The organism is Pseudomonas sp. ICMP 3272, from assembly GCF_001466905.1.
Taxonomy (GTDB): domain Bacteria; phylum Pseudomonadota; class Gammaproteobacteria; order Pseudomonadales; family Pseudomonadaceae; genus Aquipseudomonas; species Aquipseudomonas amygdali.
On the sequence record NZ_LKEK01000053.1, the window covers coordinates 18,182 to 35,542 of the forward strand.

Here is a 17,361-nt window from a genome sequence, read left to right on the forward strand (position 1 = left end):
CGCCTTTAGGCTAGGAGTTATTTGTCGTGGCTAAAGAAAAATTTGATCGTTCCCTCCCGCACGTCAACGTTGGCACCATTGGTCACGTTGACCACGGTAAAACCACGCTGACCGCTGCTCTGACTCGCGTCTGCTCCGAAGTTTTCGGTTCGGCTGCTGTTGAATTCGACAAGATCGACAGCGCACCTGAAGAGAAAGCTCGTGGTATTACCATCAATACCGCGCACGTCGAATACAAATCGTTGATCCGTCACTACGCTCACGTTGACTGCCCAGGTCACGCTGACTACGTGAAGAACATGATCACCGGTGCTGCCCAGATGGACGGCGCTATTCTGGTTTGTTCGGCCGCTGATGGTCCGATGCCACAAACCCGTGAGCACATCCTGCTGTCCCGTCAGGTTGGCGTTCCGTACATCGTGGTTTTCCTGAACAAGGCTGACCTGGTAGACGACGCTGAGCTGCTGGAACTGGTTGAGATGGAAGTGCGCGATCTGCTGAGCACTTACGACTTCCCAGGCGACGACACTCCGATCATCATCGGTTCTGCTCGTATGGCTCTGGAAGGTAAAGACGACAACGAAATGGGCACCACTGCCGTTCGTAAACTGGTTGAAACACTGGACTCCTACATTCCAGAACCAGTTCGTCTGACCGACAAGCCGTTCCTGATGCCAATCGAAGACGTGTTCTCGATCTCCGGTCGCGGTACTGTTGTGACTGGTCGTATTGAGCGCGGTATCGTCAAGGTTCAGGATCCACTGGAAATCGTTGGTCTGCGTGACACTACCGTCACCACCTGCACCGGTGTTGAAATGTTCCGTAAGTTGCTCGACGAAGGTCGTGCTGGCGAGAACTGCGGCGTTCTGCTGCGTGGTACCAAGCGTGACGACGTTGAGCGTGGTCAGGTTCTGGTCAAGCCAGGTACCGTCAAGCCGCACACTCAGTTCGAAGCTGAAATCTACGTTCTGAGCAAAGAAGAAGGCGGTCGTCACACTCCGTTCTTCAAAGGCTACCGTCCACAGTTCTACTTCCGTACTACCGACGTAACTGGTAGCTGCGAACTGCCGGAAGGCGTAGAAATGGTTATGCCAGGTGATAACGTTAAAGTTTCCGTTACCCTGATCAAGCCAATCGCAATGGAAGATGGTCTGCGTTTCGCAATCCGTGAAGGCGGTCGTACCGTCGGCGCTGGCGTCGTGGCCAAAATCATCGCGTAAGCGTTGATTCCCAAAAAGAGCCCCCGCAACGCGGGGGCTTTTTTATTGGGTTGACACCTAGTGAGGTCGTCTATAGAATTGCGCCTCCTTTTAACGGGCGTATTGCGCTCGGTGGGAACAGCAATCTGGAGTCTGAATCCAATGCAAAACCAGCAAATCCGTATCAGGTTGAAGGCTTTTGACCATCGCCTGATCGACCAATCAACCCAGGAAATCGTGGAAACCGCGAAACGTACTGGTGCACAGGTGCGTGGTCCGATTCCACTGCCGACTCGTAAAGAGCGGTTCACCGTTCTGGTTTCTCCGCACGTCAACAAAGACGCGCGCGACCAGTATGAGATCCGTACTCACAAGCGTGTTCTGGACATTGTTCAGCCAACGGAAAAAACCGTTGATGCGCTTATGAAGCTTGATCTTGCGGCCGGTGTGGAAGTTCAGATCAGCCTCGGCTAAGACTTGGGTCTTAGTCGTGTAACGCTCTGAAATGGGCGGCCATAGCGGGTGAAAGCCCCGTACACTCATGAGGTTTACAACATGACTATTGGTGTAGTCGGTCGTAAATGCGGTATGACCCGTATTTTCACCGAAGAAGGTGTCTCCATTCCGGTCACGGTCATTGAGATCGAGCCGAATCGCGTCACTCAGTTCAAAACCGAAGAAACCGATGGCTATCGTGCAGTGCAAGTCACTGTCGGCGAGCGTCGCGCTTCGCGTGTTACAGCCGCTCAGGCTGGCCACTTCGCCAAGGCGAACGTTGCCGCCGGTCGTACTGTCATGGAATTCCGTCTTGAAGAAGGCGACTACCAGGCTGGCGATCAGATCAACGCTGAAATCTTCGCCGCTGGTCAACTGGTTGATGTAACCGGTCAGTCCAAGGGTAAAGGCTTCCAGGGTACGATCAAGCGTTGGAATTTCCGTGGTCAAGACAATACCCACGGTAACTCCGTCTCCCACCGCGTCCCAGGCTCTATCGGCCAGTGCCAGACTCCTGGTCGTGTATTCAAGGGCAAAAAAATGTCCGGTCATATGGGCGCTGAGCGCGTGACCGTGCAGTCCCTGGAAGTAGTGCGCGTGGACGCTGAACGCAATCTGTTGTTGGTCAAGGGTGCTGTTCCTGGCGCTACTGGCGGCAACCTGGTTGTACGTCCGGCAGCCAAGGCTCGCGGTTAAGGGGAAGCTGACATGCAATTAAATGTAAATGACGCTCAGGCAATCGAAGTTTCCGAACTGACATTTGGCGGCGAATTCAACGAGACGCTGGTTCACCAGGCAGTCGTGGCCTACATGGCTGGCGGTCGTCAGGGTAGCAAGCAGCAAAAGACCCGTTCCGACGTTCGTGGTGGCGGTAAGCGCCCTTGGCGTCAGAAAGGTACTGGCCGTGCTCGTGCCGGTACTATCCGTAGCCCAATCTGGCGTGGCGGCGGTACCACTTTCGCAGCTCGTCCTCAGGATCACACTCAGAAGCTCAACAAGAAGATGTATCGCGCTGCTCTGCGCTCCATCCTTGCTGAACTGGTTCGTACTGATCGTTTGGTCGTGGTTCAGGACTTCGCTGTTGAAGCACCGAAAACCAAAGATTTGCTGAACAAGCTGACTGGCATGGGCCTGACTGACGTCCTGATCGTGTCTGACGCTGTTGACCAGAATCTGTACCTGGCTGCTCGTAACCTGCCGCACGTTGATGTACGTGACGTTCAAGGTTCCGATCCAGTTAGTCTGATCGCATACGACAAAGTGTTGATCACTGTGTCGGCCGTGAAGAAATTCGAGGAGCTGCTGGGATGAACCAGGAACGCGTATTTAAAGTTCTGCTTGGCCCGCACGTTTCCGAGAAGGCTACGGTTCTTGCAGACAAAAAAGGTCAGTTCGTTTTCAAGGTTGCTACTGACGCAACCAAGCTGGAAATCAAGAAGGCCGTCGAAAGCCTGTTCAGCGTGAAAGTAGAGCGTGTTACTACCCTGAATGTTCTGGGTAAGAGCAAGCGCACTGCTCGCGGTCTGGGCAAGCGTAATGACTGGAAGAAGGCAGTTATCTCCCTTCAGCCAGGCCAAGATCTCGATTTCAGCAGCAGTGCTGAGTAAGGAAGGGGTGCATCATGGCAATCGTTAAATGCAAACCGACTTCCCCTGGCCGCCGTTTTGTGGTCAAGGTGGTCAACCAGGAGCTGCATAAAGGCGCTCCTCACGCACCGCTGCTCGAGAAAAAATCGAAGTCTGGTGGTCGTAACAACAATGGTCGTATTACCACCCGTCATATCGGTGGTGGCCATAAGCAGCATTATCGTCTGGTCGACTTCCGTCGCAACGACAAGGATGGCATCGCTGCCACCGTCGAGCGTATCGAATACGATCCAAACCGTACTGCTCACATTGCTCTGCTGCTTTACGCAGACGGCGAGCGCCGCTACATCATCGCCCCTAAAGGCGTGAGTGCTGGCGACCAGCTGATTGCAGGTGCTCTGGCACCAATCAAGCCGGGCAACGCTCTTCAACTGCGCAACATTCCAGTTGGTAGCACCGTACATGGCATCGAACTGAAGCCAGGTAAAGGCGCACAGATCGCTCGTTCCGCTGGTGCCTCGGCACAGCTGATCGCTCGTGAAGGCGTGTACGTTACCCTGCGTCTTCGCTCCGGTGAAATGCGTAAAGTACTGTCTGAGTGCCGTGCAACGCTGGGTGAAGTCTCGAACTCCGAGCACAGCCTTCGTTCGCTGGGTAAAGCGGGTGCCAAACGCTGGCGTGGCGTTCGCCCAACCGTTCGTGGTGTTGCCATGAACCCGGTTGACCACCCACATGGTGGTGGTGAAGGTCGTACCTCTGGTGGTCGTCATCCGGTATCGCCGTGGGGCTTCCCGACTAAGGGCGCGAAGACTCGTGGTAATAAGCGTACCGACAAAATGATCGTCCGTCGTCGCAAGTAAATAGAGGGATACGACAGTGCCACGTTCTCTGAAAAAAGGTCCTTTTATTGATCTTCACCTACTGAAGAAGATCGAAGTGGCGGCGGAAAAGAACGATCGCAAACCAGTTAAAACCTGGTCGCGTCGTTCGATGATCCTGCCACAAATGGTCGGTCTGACCATTGCAGTGCATAACGGTCGTCAACATGTCCCAGTTCTCGTGAACGAAGACATGGTCGGCCATAAACTAGGCGAGTTTGCCGGTACCCGCACATATCGTGGGCACGTGGCAGACAAGAAAGCCAAGCGTTAAGGGGTAAGGAACGATGGAAGTAGCCGCTAAGTTGTCGGGCGCTCGAATCTCCGCCCAGAAAGCCCGCTTGGTCGCCGACCAGATCCGCGGGAAGAAGGTGGGCGAAGCGCTCAACCTGTTGGCTTTCAGCAGTAAGAAAGCCGCCGAGATCCTGAAGAAAGTGCTGGAGTCGGCTGTAGCCAACGCCGAGCATAACGAAGGCGCAGACGTTGATGACCTTAAGGTCTCCACCGTTTTCGTCAACGAAGGGCGTTCGCTGAAGCGCATCATGCCACGTGCTAAAGGCCGTGCTGATCGCATCGTCAAGCGGTCTTGCCATATCACTGTCAAGGTTGCTGACAAGTAACGGAGTCGAAGAGATGGGTCAGAAAGTACATCCCATTGGCATTCGCCTGGGAATCGTCAAGGAGCACACCTCCGTCTGGTACGCAGACGGTCGGACTTATGCGGACTATTTGTTCGCTGATCTGAAAGTGCGTGAGTACCTCCAAGACAAATTAAAAAGCGCGTCCGTCAGCCGTATCGATATCCATCGTCCGGCTCAGACAGCACGTATCACCATCCACACCGCTCGTCCAGGTATCGTTATCGGGAAGAAAGGTGAAGATGTTGAGAAACTGCGTCAGGACCTGACCAAGCAAATGGGTGTGCCTGTGCACATCAATATCGAAGAGATCCGTAAGCCGGAGCTCGACGGTATGCTGGTTGCGCAGAGCGTAGCTCAGCAGCTGGAGCGTCGCGTAATGTTCCGTCGCGCTATGAAGCGCGCTGTTCAGAACGCCATGCGCATTGGTGCCAAAGGCATCAAAATCCAAGTGAGCGGTCGTCTCGGCGGTGCTGAAATCGCACGTACTGAATGGTATCGCGAAGGTCGTGTGCCACTGCACACCCTGCGTGCCGACATCGACTATGCCAACTACGAAGCTCACACCACTTACGGTGTGATCGGTGTAAAGGTTTGGATCTTCAAAGGCGAAGTAATTGGTGGTCGCCAAGAAGAACTGAAACCACAAGCACCAGCGCCTCGTAAAAAAGCTGCTAAGTAAGGGGTACGCCAAATGTTGCAACCAAAGCGTACGAAGTTCCGCAAGCAGATGACCGGCCACAACCGTGGTCTGGCACTGCGCGGTAGCAAAGTCAGCTTCGGCGAGTTCGCGCTGAAGTCTGTTGCTCGTGGTCGTCTCACCGCTCGTCAGATCGAGTCAGCGCGTCGTGCTCTGACCCGTCACGTTAAACGTGGCGGCAAGATCTGGATCCGTGTGTTCCCGGACAAGCCTGTAACCAAAAAGCCACTCGAAGTTCGGATGGGTAAAGGTAAGGGTAACGTGGAGTACTGGGTTGCCCAGATTCAGCCAGGCAAAGTCCTGTATGAAATCGAGGGTGTTACTGAAGAGCTGGCGCGTGAGGCTTTCGCCCTGGCTGCTGCAAAGCTGCCGCTCGCCACCTCCTTTGTTAAGCGGACGGTGATGTGATGAAAGCGAATGAACTTCGTGAAAAATCAGCACAGCAGCTGAACGAGCAACTGCTCGGCCTGCTGCGCGACCAGTTCAATCTGCGTATGCAGAAAGCAACTGGCCAGTTGGGGCAGTCTCATCTGCTCTCGCAAGTTAAGCGTGACATCGCTCGCGTGAAAACTGTGCTCAACCAGCAGGCAGGTAAGTAATCATGGCTGAAGCCGAAAAAACTGTCCGTACGCTGACTGGCCGTGTTGTCAGCGACAAGATGGACAAGACCATCACCGTTCTGATCGAGCGTCGCGTAAAGCACCCGATCTACGGTAAATACGTTAAGCGTTCGACTAAGCTGCACGCGCACGACGAAACCAACCAGTGCCATATCGGCGACAAGGTCACGATTCGTGAAACTCGTCCGGTAGCCAAGACCAAGTCTTGGGCGTTGGTTGATATCCTCGAACGCGCTGTGGAAGTCTAAGGGCTAGGGGTCGGAGAAATTATATGATTCAGACTCAATCCATGCTCGATGTGGCCGATAACAGCGGCGCACGCCGCGTTATGTGCATCAAGGTGCTGGGTGGCTCCCATCGTCGTTACGCTGGTATCGGTGACATCATCAAAGTGACCGTCAAGGAAGCAATTCCGCGCGGTAAGGTGAAAAAAGGCCAAGTGATGACTGCAGTTGTAGTCCGCACTCGCCACGGTGTTCGTCGTGCAGACGGCTCCATCATCCGCTTTGACGGCAATGCTGCTGTTCTGTTGAACAACAAGCAAGAGCCGATCGGTACCCGTATCTTTGGGCCAGTGACCCGTGAACTTCGTACTGAGAAGTTCATGAAGATCGTCTCGCTCGCCCCTGAAGTGCTTTAAGGAGATCCGACATGCAAAAGATTCGTCGTGACGACGAGATCATCGTGATCGCCGGCAAAGACAAAGGTAAGCGCGGTAAGGTGCTCAAGGTTCTCGCTGACGACCGTCTGGTCGTTGGTGGGATCAACCTGGTGAAGCGTCATACCAAGCCAAACCCGATGTCGGGCGTACAGGGCGGTATCGTCGAGAAAGAAGCGCCACTGCACGCTTCCAACGTCGCCATTTTCAACGGCGCAACCAACAAGGCTGACCGCGTTGGTTTCAAAGTTGAAGACGGCAAGAAAATTCGTGTCTTCAAGTCGACCCAAAAAGCGGTTGATGCTTGAACACTGCTAGGTAGAAGACCATGGCACGACTAAAAGAGATTTACCGGAAGGAAATCGCTCCGAAACTTAAGGAAGAACTTAAGCTTTCGAACGTGATGGAAGTTCCGCGCGTTACCAAAATCACCCTGAACATGGGTCTGGGCGAAGCGATCGGCGACAAAAAAGTCATCGAGCACGCTGTTGCTGACCTGGAAAAGATCACCGGTCAAAAAGTCGTTGTGACTTACGCTCGGAAATCCATCGCTGGCTTTAAAGTCCGCGAAGGTTGGCCGATCGGCGTCAAAGTGACTCTGCGCCGCGATCGTATGTATGAATTCCTGGATCGTCTGCTGTCGATCTCCCTGCCTCGGGTTCGCGACTTCCGCGGCCTGAATGCCAAGTCCTTCGATGGTCGTGGTAACTACAGCATGGGCGTAAAAGAGCAGATCATTTTCCCGGAAATCGACTACGACAAGATCGATGCTCTCCGCGGTCTGGACATTACCCTGACCACCACTGCCAAGAACGATGATGAAGGCCGCGCATTGCTGCGTGCTTTCAAATTCCCGTTCCGCAACTGATTGGAGTAGGAAAATGGCCAAGAAGAGCATGAAAAACCGTGAGCTGAAGCGTCAGCTCACCGTTGCCAAGTACGCCAAGAAGCGTGCAGAGCTGAAAGCTATCATCGTTGATCTGAACGCAAGTCCAGAAGCACGTTGGGAAGCGACCGTAGCCCTGCAGAAGCAACCACGTGACGCAAGCGCTGCGCGCATGCGTAACCGTTGCCGCATCACTGGTCGTCCGCACGGCGTTTACCGCAAGTTCGGCCTTGGCCGTAACAAGCTGCGTGAAGCAGCTATGCGTGGCGACGTTCCAGGTCTGGTTAAAGCCAGCTGGTAAGGCGGCACCTCTCGCGTCCTCCCGCCGGCTACGCAAGTCACCGGTCGGGATGGCGCCTGAATTTGAATCAAGCCCCTTTTGGGGCTTGATTCATTTCCGGCGTAGGACTAGAATTGCCGGCTCGCCTGAGCCCGTGTTTTTACTTGCCCGGAAGTTCTCTGCGATCAAGCTGTAGCCGCAAGGCTAATTATTTTGTTTTAGGAGCGTCTAGCCCATGAGTATGCAGGACCCGTTAGCGGACATGCTAACTCGTATCCGTAATGCCCAGATGGCTGAAAAGCCCGTCGTAAGCATGCCATCTTCCACGTTGAAGGTTGCTGTAGCAAAAGTCCTGAAGGACGAAGGCTACATTGCGGGTTATCAGATCAGCAGCGAAGTTAAATCCTTGCTGTCCATCGAGCTTAAGTACTTCGAAGGCCGTCCGGTCATCGAAGAGGTTAAGCGCGTCAGCCGCCCAGGCTTGCGTCAGTACAAGTCCTCCGATGATCTGCCGAAAGTTCGTGGCGGTCTTGGTGTGTCTATCGTCTCCACCAGTAAAGGTGTGATGACGGATCGTGCTGCGCGCGCTGCCGGTGTCGGTGGCGAAGTGCTTTGCACTGTGTTCTAAGGGGGGATAAGCATGTCACGCGTCGCTAAGAACCCCGTTAAGCTGCCATCCGGCGTCGAAGTCAAACTCGTCGGCCAGCTGCTTTCGGTGAAGGGTGCCAAGGGCACTCTAGAACTGAACATCCATTCGTCCGTTGAGATTGTTGAAGAAGCTGGTGAGCTGCGTTTCGCTGCTCGCAATGGCGATCAACAAACCCGCGCAATGGCAGGCACCACTCGTGCACTGGTAAACAACATGGTCCAAGGCGTGAGCCAAGGCTTCGAGCGCAAGCTCCAGCTGGTCGGTGTTGGTTACAAGGCGCAAGCAAAAGGCACGGTACTGAACCTTGCACTTGGCTTCTCGCACCCAGTGGACTACGAATTGCCGAATGGCATCACCGCTGAGACCCCCAGCCAGACCGATATCCTGATTCGCGGTATCGATAAGCAGTTGGTTGGTCAAGTGGCCGCTGAGATCCGCGACTTCCGCCGTCCTGAGCCTTACAAAGGCAAAGGTGTGCGTTACGCAGACGAAGTCGTCCGCCGTAAAGAAGCCAAGAAGAAGTAGGGCATAGCAAATGACCGTCAAAAAAGTTACCCGACTGCGTCGCGCTCGCAAAGCACGCCTGAAAATGCACGAGCTAGAAGTCGTGCGTCTCTGCGTGCACCGCTCTTCGCAGCACATTTATGCCCAGGTCATCTCGGCCGACGGCAGCAAAGTCCTGGCAAGCGCCTCGACTTTGGACAAAGAACTGCGTGATGGTGCCACTGGCAACATCGACGCGGCCACTAAGGTTGGCAAGCTGGTTGCCGAGCGCGCGAAAGCCGCGGGTGTATCGCAAGTCGCTTTCGACCGTTCTGGCTTCAAGTACCACGGCCGTGTCAAAGCGCTGGCTGATGCTGCTCGTGAAGGCGGGCTGGAGTTCTAAGTTATGTCAAATCACGACCAAAAACGCGACGAAGGCTACATCGAGAAGCTGGTTCAAGTTAACCGCGTGGCCAAAACCGTAAAAGGCGGCCGTATCTTCACTTTCACTGCGTTGACCGTAGTGGGTGATGGTAAAGGGCGCGTTGGCTTCGGCCGTGGCAAGTCACGTGAAGTGCCTGCTGCTATCCAGAAGGCGATGGAAGCTGCTCGTCGCAACATGATTCAGGTTGATCTGAACGGCACTACCCTGCAGTACGCAATGAAGTCTGCTCATGGCGCCTCGAAGGTGTACATGCAGCCTGCTTCTGAAGGTACCGGTATCATCGCTGGCGGCGCTATGCGCGCAGTGCTGGAAGTTGCTGGTGTCCAGAACGTATTGGCCAAGTGCTACGGTTCGACTAACCCGGTAAACGTGGTTCACGCCACTTTCAAGGGTTTGAAGGGCATGCAGTCTCCTGAGTCGATCGCTGCCAAACGTGGCAAGCGTGTTGAGGAGATCATCTGATCATGGCTACCGTTAAAGTAACGCTGATCAAAAGCATGACCGGCCGCATCCCTAATCACAGATTGTGCATTAAGGGTTTGGGTCTGCGTCGCATCGGTCACACTGTAGAAGTCCTGGATACTCCCGAAAATCGCGGGATGATCAACAAGGCTTACTACATGCTGCGAGTCGAGGGTTAATCGATGAAACTCAATGATCTGAGTCCAGCGCCGGGTTCCCGTCGCGAAAAGCATCGTCCGGGCCGTGGTATCGGTAGCGGTTTGGGCAAGACCGGTGGCCGTGGCCACAAAGGTCAAAGCTCCCGCTCCGGTGGCACTATTGCTCCGGGCTTTGAGGGCGGCCAACAGCCGCTGCATCGTCGCCTGCCAAAATTCGGTTTCGTTTCCCTGAAAGCCATGGACCGCGCAGAAGTGCGTCTGTCCGAGCTGGCTAAAGTGGAAGGCGACATCGTAACTGTGCAGTCCCTGAAAGATGCCAACGTGATTAACCAGAACGTTCAGCGTGTGAAAATCATGCTGTCGGGCGAAGTTACTCGCGCTGTCACTATCAAGGGTATCGCCGCCACCAAAGGTGCGCGTGCGGCTATCGAAGCAGCTGGCGGCAAGTTCGAGGAATAAATGGCTAAGCAAGGTGCTCTCTCTGCGCTCGGCAAAGGCGGTATGTCTGAACTCTGGGCTCGTCTGCGTTTTCTGTTCCTGGCGATTATCGTCTACCGAATAGGCGCACACATCCCGGTTCCAGGTATTAACCCTGACCGACTCGCAGAACTGTTTCGACAGAATGAGGGGACCATTCTTAGCTTGTTCAACATGTTTTCCGGTGGCGCGCTGGAACGGATGAGCATCTTTGCATTGGGGATCATGCCGTACATTTCGGCATCGATCATCATGCAGTTGATGACCGCCGTCAGCCCGCAACTGGAGCAGTTGAAGAAGGAAGGTGAAGCTGGCCGTCGCAAGATAAGCCAGTACACCCGCTATGGCACTGTTGTCCTGGCTCTTGTTCAAGCTATCGGCATGTCCGTTGGCCTGGCGAGTCAGGGCGTCGCGTTTTCTGGGGACCTGGGTTTCCACTTTGTGGCCGTAACTACCTTCGTGGCAGGTGCGATGTTCATGATGTGGCTGGGCGAGCAGATTACCGAGCGCGGTGTCGGCAACGGTATCTCGATGTTGATCTTCGCAGGTATCGTCGCTGGTCTTCCGAGAGCAATTGGGCAGTCTTTCGAGTCTGCGCGTCAGGGTGATATCAACATCTTCGCTCTGGTTGCTATCGGTTTGCTGGCGGTAGCGATCATCGGTTTCGTGGTGTTTATTGAGCGTGGTCAGCGTCGTATTGCTGTTCACTACGCCAAGCGTCAGCAGGGCCGCAAGGTCTTCGCTGCACAGACAAGCCACTTGCCGCTGAAAGTGAACATGGCTGGCGTTATTCCAGCCATCTTCGCGAGCAGCATTTTGCTGTTTCCGGCTTCGTTGGGTTCCTGGTTTGGTCAGTCTGAAGGTCTGGGCTGGTTGCAGGACATCTCGCAGTCGATCGCTCCTGGTCAGCCGTTGAATATTCTGCTGTTTAGTGCAGGGATTATTTTCTTCTGCTTCTTCTATACGGCGTTGATGTTCAATCCGAAAGACGTAGCGGAAAACCTGAAGAAGTCCGGTGCCTTTATTCCGGGTATTCGTCCAGGCGAGCAGTCGGCGCGCTATATTGATGGCGTTTTGACTCGCTTGACCATGTTCGGTGCTCTATATATGACGGCCGTGTGCCTGCTTCCCCAGTTTCTGGTGGTTGCGGCAAACGTACCGTTCTACCTTGGCGGGACCTCGTTGCTGATCGTGGTCGTGGTTGTGATGGACTTTATGTCGCAAGTGCAATCTCACCTCGTTTCGCACCAGTATGAATCCCTGATGAAGAAAGCCAACCTGAAGGGCTACGGTGGCAGCGGCGGTATGCTGCGCTGAAGCACCCCTAAGGTTCGAGGAGTTGGTGATGAAAGTTCGTGCATCGGTGAAAAAGCTGTGCCGTAACTGCAAGATTATTCGCCGCGAAGGTGTGGTTCGAGTAATTTGCAGCGCGGAACCACGTCATAAGCAGCGCCAAGGCTGATTGTGATTTGTGCTTAAGCCCAGCAGCTAGTGCGCTGCTGGGTTGATTATTTGTTACTACAGCGATATTATCTCGCGCCCTATTTCTTGGCTTCCGGGGCGTAGGTAGCTGTCAATTGGAGTCCCACTGAATGGCCCGTATTGCAGGCGTTAACATTCCAGATAACAAGCATACTGTTATCTCGCTGACCTACATCTATGGTGTTGGTCGCACCACTGCACAGAAAATTTGTGCAACCACCGGTGTAAACCCGGCGGTGAAAATCAAAGATCTGAGCGACGAGCAGATTGAACAGCTGCGTGGCGAAGTGGCGAAGTTCACCACTGAAGGTGACCTGCGTCGCGAAATCAACATGAAAATCAAGCGCTTGATGGACCTGGGCTGCTACCGCGGTCTGCGTCATCGTCGTGGTCTTCCAGTACGCGGTCAGCGTACCAAGACCAACGCGCGTACTCGCAAAGGTCCGCGTAAGCCGATCCGCAAGTAATCGCACCAGCGCAACGACAGGAATTTAGTCATGGCAAAACCTGCTGCTCGTCCTCGTAAAAAAGTTAAAAAGACAGTGGTTGATGGCATCGCCCACATCCACGCGTCGTTTAACAACACAATCGTCACCATTACCGATCGTCAAGGTAACGCTCTTTCGTGGGCTACCTCCGGCGGTTCGGGTTTCCGTGGTTCGCGCAAGTCCACTCCGTTCGCTGCTCAAGTAGCTGCTGAACGTGCTGGTCAAGCTGCGCTGGAGTACGGTCTGAAGAACCTCGACGTCAATGTCAAGGGTCCAGGCCCAGGTCGTGAATCCGCTGTCCGTGCATTGAACGGCTGTGGCTATAAGATCGCCAGCATCACCGACGTGACGCCAATCCCGCACAACGGGTGCCGTCCGCCGAAGAAGCGCCGCGTGTAATCCAGGAGACTGTAAGAAATGGCTCGTTACATTGGTCCAAAATGCAAACTTGCTCGTCGTGAAGGCACCGATCTCTTTCTGAAGAGCGGCGTTCGCGCTATCGAATCCAAGTGCAACATCGAAGCAGCTCCAGGTATCCACGGCCAACGCCGCGGTCGCCAGTCCGATTACGGTACTCAGCTGCGTGAAAAGCAAAAAGTCCGTCGTATCTACGGCGTTCTCGAGCGTCAGTTCAGCGGCTACTACAAAGAAGCCGCCGGCAAGAAAGGTGCAACAGGCGAGAACCTGCTGCAACTGCTCGAATGCCGTCTGGACAACGTTGTATACCGCATGGGCTTCGGCTCGACGCGTGCCGAATCCCGTCAATTGGTTTCGCACAAGTCGGTCAGCGTAAACGGCAAAACCGTTAACGTTCCTTCTTATCAGGTTCGTGCTGGCGACGTTGTTGCTATCCGCGAAAAAGCTAAGAATCAGCTGCGTATTGTCCAGGCTCTCGATCTGTGTGCCCAACGTGGCCGCGTAGAATGGGTAGAAGTAGACACTGAGAAGAAATCGGGCGTTTTCAAGAACGTTCCAGCTCGCAGTGATCTATCCGCCGACATCAACGAAAGCCTGATTGTCGAGCTCTACTCCAAGTAAGGGCTAGAAAATAGGTGCATCCATGCAGATTTCGGTAAATGAGTTCCTGACACCCCGCCATATTGATGTGCAGGTTGTCAGTCCAACCCGCGCCAAGATCACTCTCGAGCCTCTCGAGCGTGGTTTCGGCCATACCCTGGGCAACGCGCTTCGCCGCATTTTGTTGTCCTCCATGCCCGGCTGTGCAGTAGTCGAGGCCGAGATTGACGGTGTACTCCATGAGTACAGCGCCATCGAAGGTGTACAGGAAGACGTCATTGAAATCCTGTTGAACCTTAAAGGTCTGGCTATCAAGCTGCACGGTCGAGACGAAGTTACGCTGACCTTGTCGAAGAAGGGTTCGGGGGTGGTTACCGCTGCCGATATTCAGCTGGATCATGATGTCGAGATCGTTAACCCCGATCACGTAATCGCTAACCTGGCGTCTAACGGCGTCTTGAACATGAAGCTCACCGTAGCTCGTGGTCGTGGTTATGAGCCGGCAGACTCGCGTCAAAGCGATGAAGACGAAAGCCGCAGCATTGGTCGCTTGCAGCTTGACTCTTCGTTCAGCCCGGTTCGCCGTATCGCATACGTGGTGGAAAACGCCCGTGTCGAGCAGCGTACTAACCTGGACAAGCTGGTTATTGATCTGGAAACCAACGGTACTCTGGACCCTGAAGAGGCTATCCGTCGCGCTGCAACCATCCTGCAACAGCAGTTGGCTGCGTTCGTGGACCTCAAAGGCGACAGCGAACCAGTGGTAATCGAACAGGAAGACGAGATCGATCCGATCCTGCTTCGTCCGGTTGACGATTTGGAACTGACCGTGCGTTCGGCCAACTGCCTTAAGGCGGAGAACATCTATTACATCGGCGATCTGATTCAGCGCACCGAAGTAGAGCTGTTGAAGACTCCGAACCTGGGCAAGAAATCCTTGACCGAGATCAAGGACGTTCTGGCTTCTCGTGGTCTCTCCCTCGGCATGCGCCTCGACAACTGGCCGCCGGCAAGTCTTAAGAAGGACGACAAGGCTACGGCCTGATCGTCGTAATCACCGAACGCGAGTTTGGTAAGGAATGAACCATGCGTCATCGTAAAAGTGGACGTCACCTGAGCCGTACCAGCTCTCACCGCAAAGCCATGTTTCAAAACATGGCGGTGTCGCTGTTCGAGCACGAGCTGATCAAAACTACCCTGCCGAAAGCCAAGGAACTGCGTCGCGTTGCCGAGCCGCTGATCACCCTGGCCAAGGAAGACAGCGTTGCTAACCGTCGTCTGGCTTTCGACCGTACTCGTTCGAAAGAAATCGTCGGCAAGCTGTTCAACGATCTGGGCAAGCGCTATGCAACCCGTCAGGGCGGCTACCTGCGTATCCTCAAGTGCGGTTTCCGCGCTGGCGACAACGCGCCAATGGCGTACGTCGAGTTGGTTGATCGTCCTGTCGGTGGCTCTGTAGAAGCCGCTGAATAAGACATCAGTTTGAACAAGAGACCGGGCCTTGCGCCCGGTTTTTTGTTGTTTGGGATTAAGAAAACCTATCGATAGTCATGGCTTAATGAATTCGACGCTGCAATAGTTTTCCACAATACTTCCTCTCAAGCCAATTAACCGGCTATACACGCCAGAGGAAGACTTACATGAGCCAGAAGACCCTTACGACTGCCAGCGGTGCCCCAGTCGCCGACAACCAGAATTCCCGCTCGGCAGGCCCGCGTGGTCCTTTACTGCTCGACGATTTCCACCTGATCGAAAAGCTTGCTCATTTCAACCGCGAGAATATCCCGGAGCGTCGTGTACACGCCAAAGGATCGGGTGCTCATGGCACGTTCACCGTTACCCGTGATATCAGCCGATACAGCAGCGCCAAGCTGTTCGATACGATCGGCAAGCAGACCCCGATTTTTCTGCGTTTCTCCACTGTAGGTGGTGAGCGTGGTTCGGCTGATACCGAACGTGACCCGCGTGGCTTTGCAATCAAGTTTTATACCGAGGAAGGTAACTGGGACATCGTGGGTAACAACACGCCAGTGTTCTTTATCCGTGACCCGCTGAAATTTCCTGACTTCATCCACACCCAGAAACGTCTTCCGCAAACCAACCTGAAAAGTCCGCAAATGATGTGGGATTTCTGGTCGCACTCGCCTGAGGCGCTGCACCAGATCACTATCCTGTTCTCGGATCGAGGCATCCCGGACGGCTATCGTCACATGCACGGTTTTGGTAGCCATACGTACAGCCTGATCAGCGCTGCAGGTGAGCGTCATTGGGTGAAGTGGCACTACAAGACCCTGCAGGGCATCAAGAACCTCACGCCAGCCGAGGCCTCGCGCATTGCGGGTACTGATCCCGATTACGCCCAGCGCGATCTGTTCACTGCCATCGAGAGGGGCGACTTCCCCAAGTGGCAGGTTTGCATTCAACTGATGAGCGAAGCCCAGGCTGCGAACCACCACGAGAACCCGTTCGATGTGACCAAGACCTGGTCGCAGAAAGAATATCCGCTGATTGAAGTCGGTGAACTGGAGCTGAACCGTAACCCGCTCAACTACTTTGCCGAGGTTGAGCAAGCAGCGTTTGGTCCCAGCAACATGGTGCCCGGTGTTGGTTTGTCACCGGACCGCATGTTACAAGGACGCGTGTTTGCGTACGCTGATGCACATCGTTATCGCGTAGGTACCAATCACCAGCAATTGCCGATCAATGCACCGAAGAACCCAGTGCATAGCTACCAGCGCGACGGGGCGATGGCCTTCGGTACCAATGGCGGGGCGGCTCCGAACTATGAGCCAAACAGCTATTCGGATGCACCGAAAGAAGATCCACGCTATGCAGAACCTGCGCTGGCTTTGAGCGGTGCCGCAGGTCGTCATGATCATCGTGTGGATGGCGATTATTACAGTCAGGCGGGCAAGTTGTTCAACCTGATGAGCGCTGATCAAAAAGCGCTGCTGATCAGTAACATTGCCGGCGCGATGGGGGGTGTTTCCAGTGACATCGTGCAGCGTCAGTTGCAGCATTTCTACAAGGCTGACCCGGCCTACGGGGAAGGCATTGCCAGCGCTCTGGGTATAAAACTGGGCTGAGTCGAAGTGAGAAACAGAACCGCCCTCATTTGGGCGGTTTTTCGCTTCTTAACGGCGTAGTTTCGCCACTTTTCGTCGGTTTATTGCGTTTTTCTCAGTGACCTCGCGCGGCGCTTGGTTCAAACTATCGGCTTTGAAGCAGGAGTCCGGTGCGATGCAAGGCCACCCCGAAGTAATCGATTATCTCAACACGTTGCTCACGGGCGAACTGGCAGCTCGTGACCAATATTTCGTTCACTCGCGCATGTACGAAGACTGGGGCTTTTCGAAGCTATATGAGCGCATCAACCACGAGATGGAAGAAGAGGCGCAACACGCTGATGCGCTGATGCGCCGTATCCTGATGCTTGAAGGCACGCCGCGCATGCGTCCGGATGATCTGGACGTCGGCACCACAGTGCCTGAGATGCTCGCCAGCGATCTGCGTCTGGAATACAAGGTTCGTGCTGCGCTGTGCAAGGGGATTGAGCTCTGTGAGCTGCACGGTGACTACGTGACCCGTGAAATCCTGCGTGTGCAATTGGCTGATACGGAAGAAGACCACACTTATTGGCTTGAACAGCAAATGGGCTTGATCAAGTCCATCGGCCTGCAGAACTACCTGCAATCGCAGTTCTGATTCGGCACCCATAAAAAAAGCTCCTGCACTTGCGTGACAGGAGCTTTTTTGTATC

31 protein-coding genes are annotated in these 17,361 nt (G+C 54.4%); all 31 read left to right on the plus strand.

Features of this window, described 5'->3' with window-relative positions; translation table 11 throughout:
- Positions 1-26 precede the first annotated feature (26 nt).
- The 31 genes from tuf to bfr all read left to right on the plus strand — a co-directional run bounded on the left by tuf (position 27) and on the right by bfr (position 17,306).
- A complete protein-coding gene (gene tuf / locus AO068_RS13450; protein WP_003369027.1) occupies positions 27-1,220 on the plus strand; it encodes an elongation factor Tu in 1,194 nt (397 codons plus the stop codon).
- Positions 1,221-1,361: 141 nt separating this feature from the next.
- The gene (gene rpsJ, locus AO068_RS13455) at positions 1,362-1,673 is read left to right on the plus strand and encodes a 30S ribosomal protein S10 (protein ID WP_002555491.1); all 312 of its coding nucleotides are present in this window, start codon (positions 1,362-1,364) and stop codon (positions 1,671-1,673) included.
- A gap of 81 nt (positions 1,674-1,754) precedes the next feature.
- Positions 1,755-2,390, plus strand: a complete 636-nt coding sequence (gene rplC / locus AO068_RS13460; protein WP_002555490.1) for a 50S ribosomal protein L3 — start codon at positions 1,755-1,757, stop codon at positions 2,388-2,390.
- Positions 2,391-2,402: 12 nt separating this feature from the next.
- Positions 2,403-3,005, plus strand: coding sequence for a 50S ribosomal protein L4 (gene rplD, locus AO068_RS13465; protein WP_002555489.1), 603 nt, complete (start codon positions 2,403-2,405; stop codon positions 3,003-3,005).
- Positions 3,002-3,301, plus strand: a complete 300-nt coding sequence (gene rplW / locus AO068_RS13470) for a 50S ribosomal protein L23 (protein ID WP_002555488.1) — start codon at positions 3,002-3,004, stop codon at positions 3,299-3,301. The genes rplD and rplW overlap by 4 nt, the downstream gene beginning before the upstream one ends.
- Positions 3,302-3,315: 14 nt before the next feature.
- Positions 3,316-4,140 (plus strand): 50S ribosomal protein L2, encoded by an 825-nt coding sequence (gene rplB, locus AO068_RS13475; protein WP_003317104.1) that lies wholly within the window; start codon positions 3,316-3,318, stop codon positions 4,138-4,140.
- 16 nt (positions 4,141-4,156) lie between these two features.
- On the plus strand, positions 4,157-4,432 hold the full coding sequence (gene rpsS, locus AO068_RS13480; protein ID WP_002555486.1) for a 30S ribosomal protein S19: 276 nt from the start codon (positions 4,157-4,159) through the stop codon (positions 4,430-4,432).
- A 13-nt stretch (positions 4,433-4,445) separates the two neighbouring features.
- Complete coding sequence (rplV, locus tag AO068_RS13485) at positions 4,446-4,778, plus strand: 50S ribosomal protein L22 (RefSeq protein ID WP_002555485.1); 333 nt, start codon at positions 4,446-4,448, stop codon at positions 4,776-4,778.
- 13 nt (positions 4,779-4,791) lie between these two features.
- The gene (rpsC, locus tag AO068_RS13490; protein ID WP_003176422.1) at positions 4,792-5,478 is read left to right on the plus strand and encodes a 30S ribosomal protein S3; all 687 of its coding nucleotides are present in this window, start codon (positions 4,792-4,794) and stop codon (positions 5,476-5,478) included.
- A 12-nt stretch (positions 5,479-5,490) separates the two neighbouring features.
- Positions 5,491-5,904, plus strand: a complete 414-nt coding sequence (rplP, locus tag AO068_RS13495; RefSeq protein ID WP_002555482.1) for a 50S ribosomal protein L16 — start codon at positions 5,491-5,493, stop codon at positions 5,902-5,904.
- Positions 5,904-6,095: a 50S ribosomal protein L29 gene (rpmC, locus tag AO068_RS13500; protein ID WP_002555481.1), complete on the plus strand. Its 192-nt coding sequence runs from the start codon at positions 5,904-5,906 to the stop codon at positions 6,093-6,095. Before rplP ends, rpmC begins: the two co-directional genes overlap by 1 nt.
- Before the next feature lie 2 nt (positions 6,096-6,097).
- A complete protein-coding gene (gene rpsQ / locus AO068_RS13505) occupies positions 6,098-6,364 on the plus strand; it encodes a 30S ribosomal protein S17 (RefSeq protein WP_002555480.1) in 267 nt (88 codons plus the stop codon).
- 23 nt (positions 6,365-6,387) lie between these two features.
- The gene (gene rplN / locus AO068_RS13510; RefSeq protein ID WP_002555479.1) at positions 6,388-6,756 is read left to right on the plus strand and encodes a 50S ribosomal protein L14; all 369 of its coding nucleotides are present in this window, start codon (positions 6,388-6,390) and stop codon (positions 6,754-6,756) included.
- 11 nt (positions 6,757-6,767) lie between these two features.
- Entirely contained in the window at positions 6,768-7,082 is a 315-nt protein-coding gene (gene rplX, locus AO068_RS13515; RefSeq protein WP_002555478.1) for a 50S ribosomal protein L24, read from the plus strand.
- A gap of 20 nt (positions 7,083-7,102) precedes the next feature.
- Positions 7,103-7,642 (plus strand): 50S ribosomal protein L5, encoded by a 540-nt coding sequence (gene rplE / locus AO068_RS13520; protein WP_002555477.1) that lies wholly within the window; start codon positions 7,103-7,105, stop codon positions 7,640-7,642.
- Between the two features lie 13 nt (positions 7,643-7,655).
- Positions 7,656-7,961, plus strand: coding sequence for a 30S ribosomal protein S14 (rpsN, locus tag AO068_RS13525; protein WP_002555476.1), 306 nt, complete (start codon positions 7,656-7,658; stop codon positions 7,959-7,961).
- Positions 7,962-8,175: 214 nt separating this feature from the next.
- Positions 8,176-8,568, plus strand: coding sequence for a 30S ribosomal protein S8 (rpsH, locus tag AO068_RS13530; protein ID WP_058402689.1), 393 nt, complete (start codon positions 8,176-8,178; stop codon positions 8,566-8,568).
- Between the two features lie 12 nt (positions 8,569-8,580).
- The gene (gene rplF / locus AO068_RS13535; protein WP_002555474.1) at positions 8,581-9,114 is read left to right on the plus strand and encodes a 50S ribosomal protein L6; all 534 of its coding nucleotides are present in this window, start codon (positions 8,581-8,583) and stop codon (positions 9,112-9,114) included.
- 10 nt (positions 9,115-9,124) lie between these two features.
- Complete coding sequence (gene rplR, locus AO068_RS13540; protein WP_002555473.1) at positions 9,125-9,475, plus strand: 50S ribosomal protein L18; 351 nt, start codon at positions 9,125-9,127, stop codon at positions 9,473-9,475.
- A 3-nt stretch (positions 9,476-9,478) separates the two neighbouring features.
- Positions 9,479-9,979, plus strand: coding sequence for a 30S ribosomal protein S5 (rpsE, locus tag AO068_RS13545; protein ID WP_003317099.1), 501 nt, complete (start codon positions 9,479-9,481; stop codon positions 9,977-9,979).
- Between the two features lie 2 nt (positions 9,980-9,981).
- Entirely contained in the window at positions 9,982-10,158 is a 177-nt protein-coding gene (rpmD, locus tag AO068_RS13550; protein ID WP_002555471.1) for a 50S ribosomal protein L30, read from the plus strand.
- Positions 10,159-10,161: 3 nt separating this feature from the next.
- Positions 10,162-10,596 (plus strand): 50S ribosomal protein L15, encoded by a 435-nt coding sequence (rplO, locus tag AO068_RS13555; RefSeq protein WP_002555470.1) that lies wholly within the window; start codon positions 10,162-10,164, stop codon positions 10,594-10,596.
- The gene (secY, locus tag AO068_RS13560) at positions 10,597-11,931 is read left to right on the plus strand and encodes a preprotein translocase subunit SecY (protein WP_002555469.1); all 1,335 of its coding nucleotides are present in this window, start codon (positions 10,597-10,599) and stop codon (positions 11,929-11,931) included.
- Positions 11,932-11,959: 28 nt separating this feature from the next.
- Positions 11,960-12,076, plus strand: a complete 117-nt coding sequence (rpmJ, locus tag AO068_RS27000) for a 50S ribosomal protein L36 (protein ID WP_002555468.1) — start codon at positions 11,960-11,962, stop codon at positions 12,074-12,076.
- 130 nt (positions 12,077-12,206) lie between these two features.
- Positions 12,207-12,563 (plus strand): 30S ribosomal protein S13, encoded by a 357-nt coding sequence (rpsM, locus tag AO068_RS13565; RefSeq protein ID WP_002555467.1) that lies wholly within the window; start codon positions 12,207-12,209, stop codon positions 12,561-12,563.
- A 30-nt stretch (positions 12,564-12,593) separates the two neighbouring features.
- Positions 12,594-12,983, plus strand: a complete 390-nt coding sequence (gene rpsK, locus AO068_RS13570) for a 30S ribosomal protein S11 (RefSeq protein WP_002555466.1) — start codon at positions 12,594-12,596, stop codon at positions 12,981-12,983.
- 18 nt (positions 12,984-13,001) lie between these two features.
- Positions 13,002-13,622: a 30S ribosomal protein S4 gene (gene rpsD / locus AO068_RS13575; RefSeq protein ID WP_002555465.1), complete on the plus strand. Its 621-nt coding sequence runs from the start codon at positions 13,002-13,004 to the stop codon at positions 13,620-13,622.
- A 22-nt stretch (positions 13,623-13,644) separates the two neighbouring features.
- Complete coding sequence (locus AO068_RS13580) at positions 13,645-14,646, plus strand: DNA-directed RNA polymerase subunit alpha (RefSeq protein ID WP_002555464.1); 1,002 nt, start codon at positions 13,645-13,647, stop codon at positions 14,644-14,646.
- A 41-nt stretch (positions 14,647-14,687) separates the two neighbouring features.
- Positions 14,688-15,074, plus strand: a complete 387-nt coding sequence (rplQ, locus tag AO068_RS13585) for a 50S ribosomal protein L17 (RefSeq protein WP_002555463.1) — start codon at positions 14,688-14,690, stop codon at positions 15,072-15,074.
- Between the two features lie 167 nt (positions 15,075-15,241).
- Positions 15,242-16,687 (plus strand): catalase, encoded by a 1,446-nt coding sequence (locus AO068_RS13590; protein ID WP_058408618.1) that lies wholly within the window; start codon positions 15,242-15,244, stop codon positions 16,685-16,687.
- Between the two features lie 154 nt (positions 16,688-16,841).
- Positions 16,842-17,306 carry a bacterioferritin gene (bfr, locus tag AO068_RS13595; protein ID WP_002555461.1) on the plus strand — a complete coding sequence of 155 codons (465 nt, stop codon included), beginning with the start codon at positions 16,842-16,844 and terminating at the stop codon, positions 17,304-17,306.
- Positions 17,307-17,361 lie beyond the last annotated feature (55 nt).

Excerpts from the sequence above, each read along its gene's own strand:
- rplX (WP_002555478.1), top strand. The coding sequence starts at position 6,768 with ATGCAAAAGATTCGTCGTGACGACGAGATCATCGTGATCGCCGGCAAA.
- rplV (WP_002555485.1), top strand. The coding sequence starts at position 4,446 with ATGGAAGTAGCCGCTAAGTTGTCGGGCGCTCGAATCTCCGCCCAGAAA.
- rplW (WP_002555488.1), top strand. The coding sequence starts at position 3,002 with ATGAACCAGGAACGCGTATTTAAAGTTCTGCTTGGCCCGCACGTTTCC.
- rpmC (WP_002555481.1), top strand. The coding sequence starts at position 5,904 with ATGAAAGCGAATGAACTTCGTGAAAAATCAGCACAGCAGCTGAACGAG.
- rplP (WP_002555482.1), top strand. The coding sequence starts at position 5,491 with ATGTTGCAACCAAAGCGTACGAAGTTCCGCAAGCAGATGACCGGCCAC.
- rpsJ (WP_002555491.1), top strand. The coding sequence starts at position 1,362 with ATGCAAAACCAGCAAATCCGTATCAGGTTGAAGGCTTTTGACCATCGC.
- rplC (WP_002555490.1), top strand. The coding sequence starts at position 1,755 with ATGACTATTGGTGTAGTCGGTCGTAAATGCGGTATGACCCGTATTTTC.
- rpsH (WP_058402689.1), top strand. The coding sequence starts at position 8,176 with ATGAGTATGCAGGACCCGTTAGCGGACATGCTAACTCGTATCCGTAAT.
- AO068_RS13580 (WP_002555464.1), top strand. The coding sequence starts at position 13,645 with ATGCAGATTTCGGTAAATGAGTTCCTGACACCCCGCCATATTGATGTG.
- secY (WP_002555469.1), top strand. The coding sequence starts at position 10,597 with ATGGCTAAGCAAGGTGCTCTCTCTGCGCTCGGCAAAGGCGGTATGTCT.
- AO068_RS13590 (WP_058408618.1), top strand. The coding sequence starts at position 15,242 with ATGAGCCAGAAGACCCTTACGACTGCCAGCGGTGCCCCAGTCGCCGAC.
- rpsC (WP_003176422.1), top strand. The coding sequence starts at position 4,792 with ATGGGTCAGAAAGTACATCCCATTGGCATTCGCCTGGGAATCGTCAAG.
- rplD (WP_002555489.1), top strand. The coding sequence starts at position 2,403 with ATGCAATTAAATGTAAATGACGCTCAGGCAATCGAAGTTTCCGAACTG.
- rpsK (WP_002555466.1), top strand. The coding sequence starts at position 12,594 with ATGGCAAAACCTGCTGCTCGTCCTCGTAAAAAAGTTAAAAAGACAGTG.
- rpsQ (WP_002555480.1), top strand. The coding sequence starts at position 6,098 with ATGGCTGAAGCCGAAAAAACTGTCCGTACGCTGACTGGCCGTGTTGTC.
- rpsE (WP_003317099.1), top strand. The coding sequence starts at position 9,479 with ATGTCAAATCACGACCAAAAACGCGACGAAGGCTACATCGAGAAGCTG.
- rplQ (WP_002555463.1), top strand. The coding sequence starts at position 14,688 with ATGCGTCATCGTAAAAGTGGACGTCACCTGAGCCGTACCAGCTCTCAC.
- rplN (WP_002555479.1), top strand. The coding sequence starts at position 6,388 with ATGATTCAGACTCAATCCATGCTCGATGTGGCCGATAACAGCGGCGCA.
- rpmJ (WP_002555468.1), top strand. The coding sequence starts at position 11,960 with ATGAAAGTTCGTGCATCGGTGAAAAAGCTGTGCCGTAACTGCAAGATT.
- rplE (WP_002555477.1), top strand. The coding sequence starts at position 7,103 with ATGGCACGACTAAAAGAGATTTACCGGAAGGAAATCGCTCCGAAACTT.
- rpsD (WP_002555465.1), top strand. The coding sequence starts at position 13,002 with ATGGCTCGTTACATTGGTCCAAAATGCAAACTTGCTCGTCGTGAAGGC.
- rplO (WP_002555470.1), top strand. The coding sequence starts at position 10,162 with ATGAAACTCAATGATCTGAGTCCAGCGCCGGGTTCCCGTCGCGAAAAG.
- rpmD (WP_002555471.1), top strand. The coding sequence starts at position 9,982 with ATGGCTACCGTTAAAGTAACGCTGATCAAAAGCATGACCGGCCGCATC.
- rpsN (WP_002555476.1), top strand. The coding sequence starts at position 7,656 with ATGGCCAAGAAGAGCATGAAAAACCGTGAGCTGAAGCGTCAGCTCACC.
- rpsM (WP_002555467.1), top strand. The coding sequence starts at position 12,207 with ATGGCCCGTATTGCAGGCGTTAACATTCCAGATAACAAGCATACTGTT.
- rplF (WP_002555474.1), top strand. The coding sequence starts at position 8,581 with ATGTCACGCGTCGCTAAGAACCCCGTTAAGCTGCCATCCGGCGTCGAA.
- rplB (WP_003317104.1), top strand. The coding sequence starts at position 3,316 with ATGGCAATCGTTAAATGCAAACCGACTTCCCCTGGCCGCCGTTTTGTG.
- bfr (WP_002555461.1), top strand. The coding sequence starts at position 16,842 with ATGCAAGGCCACCCCGAAGTAATCGATTATCTCAACACGTTGCTCACG.
- rplR (WP_002555473.1), top strand. The coding sequence starts at position 9,125 with ATGACCGTCAAAAAAGTTACCCGACTGCGTCGCGCTCGCAAAGCACGC.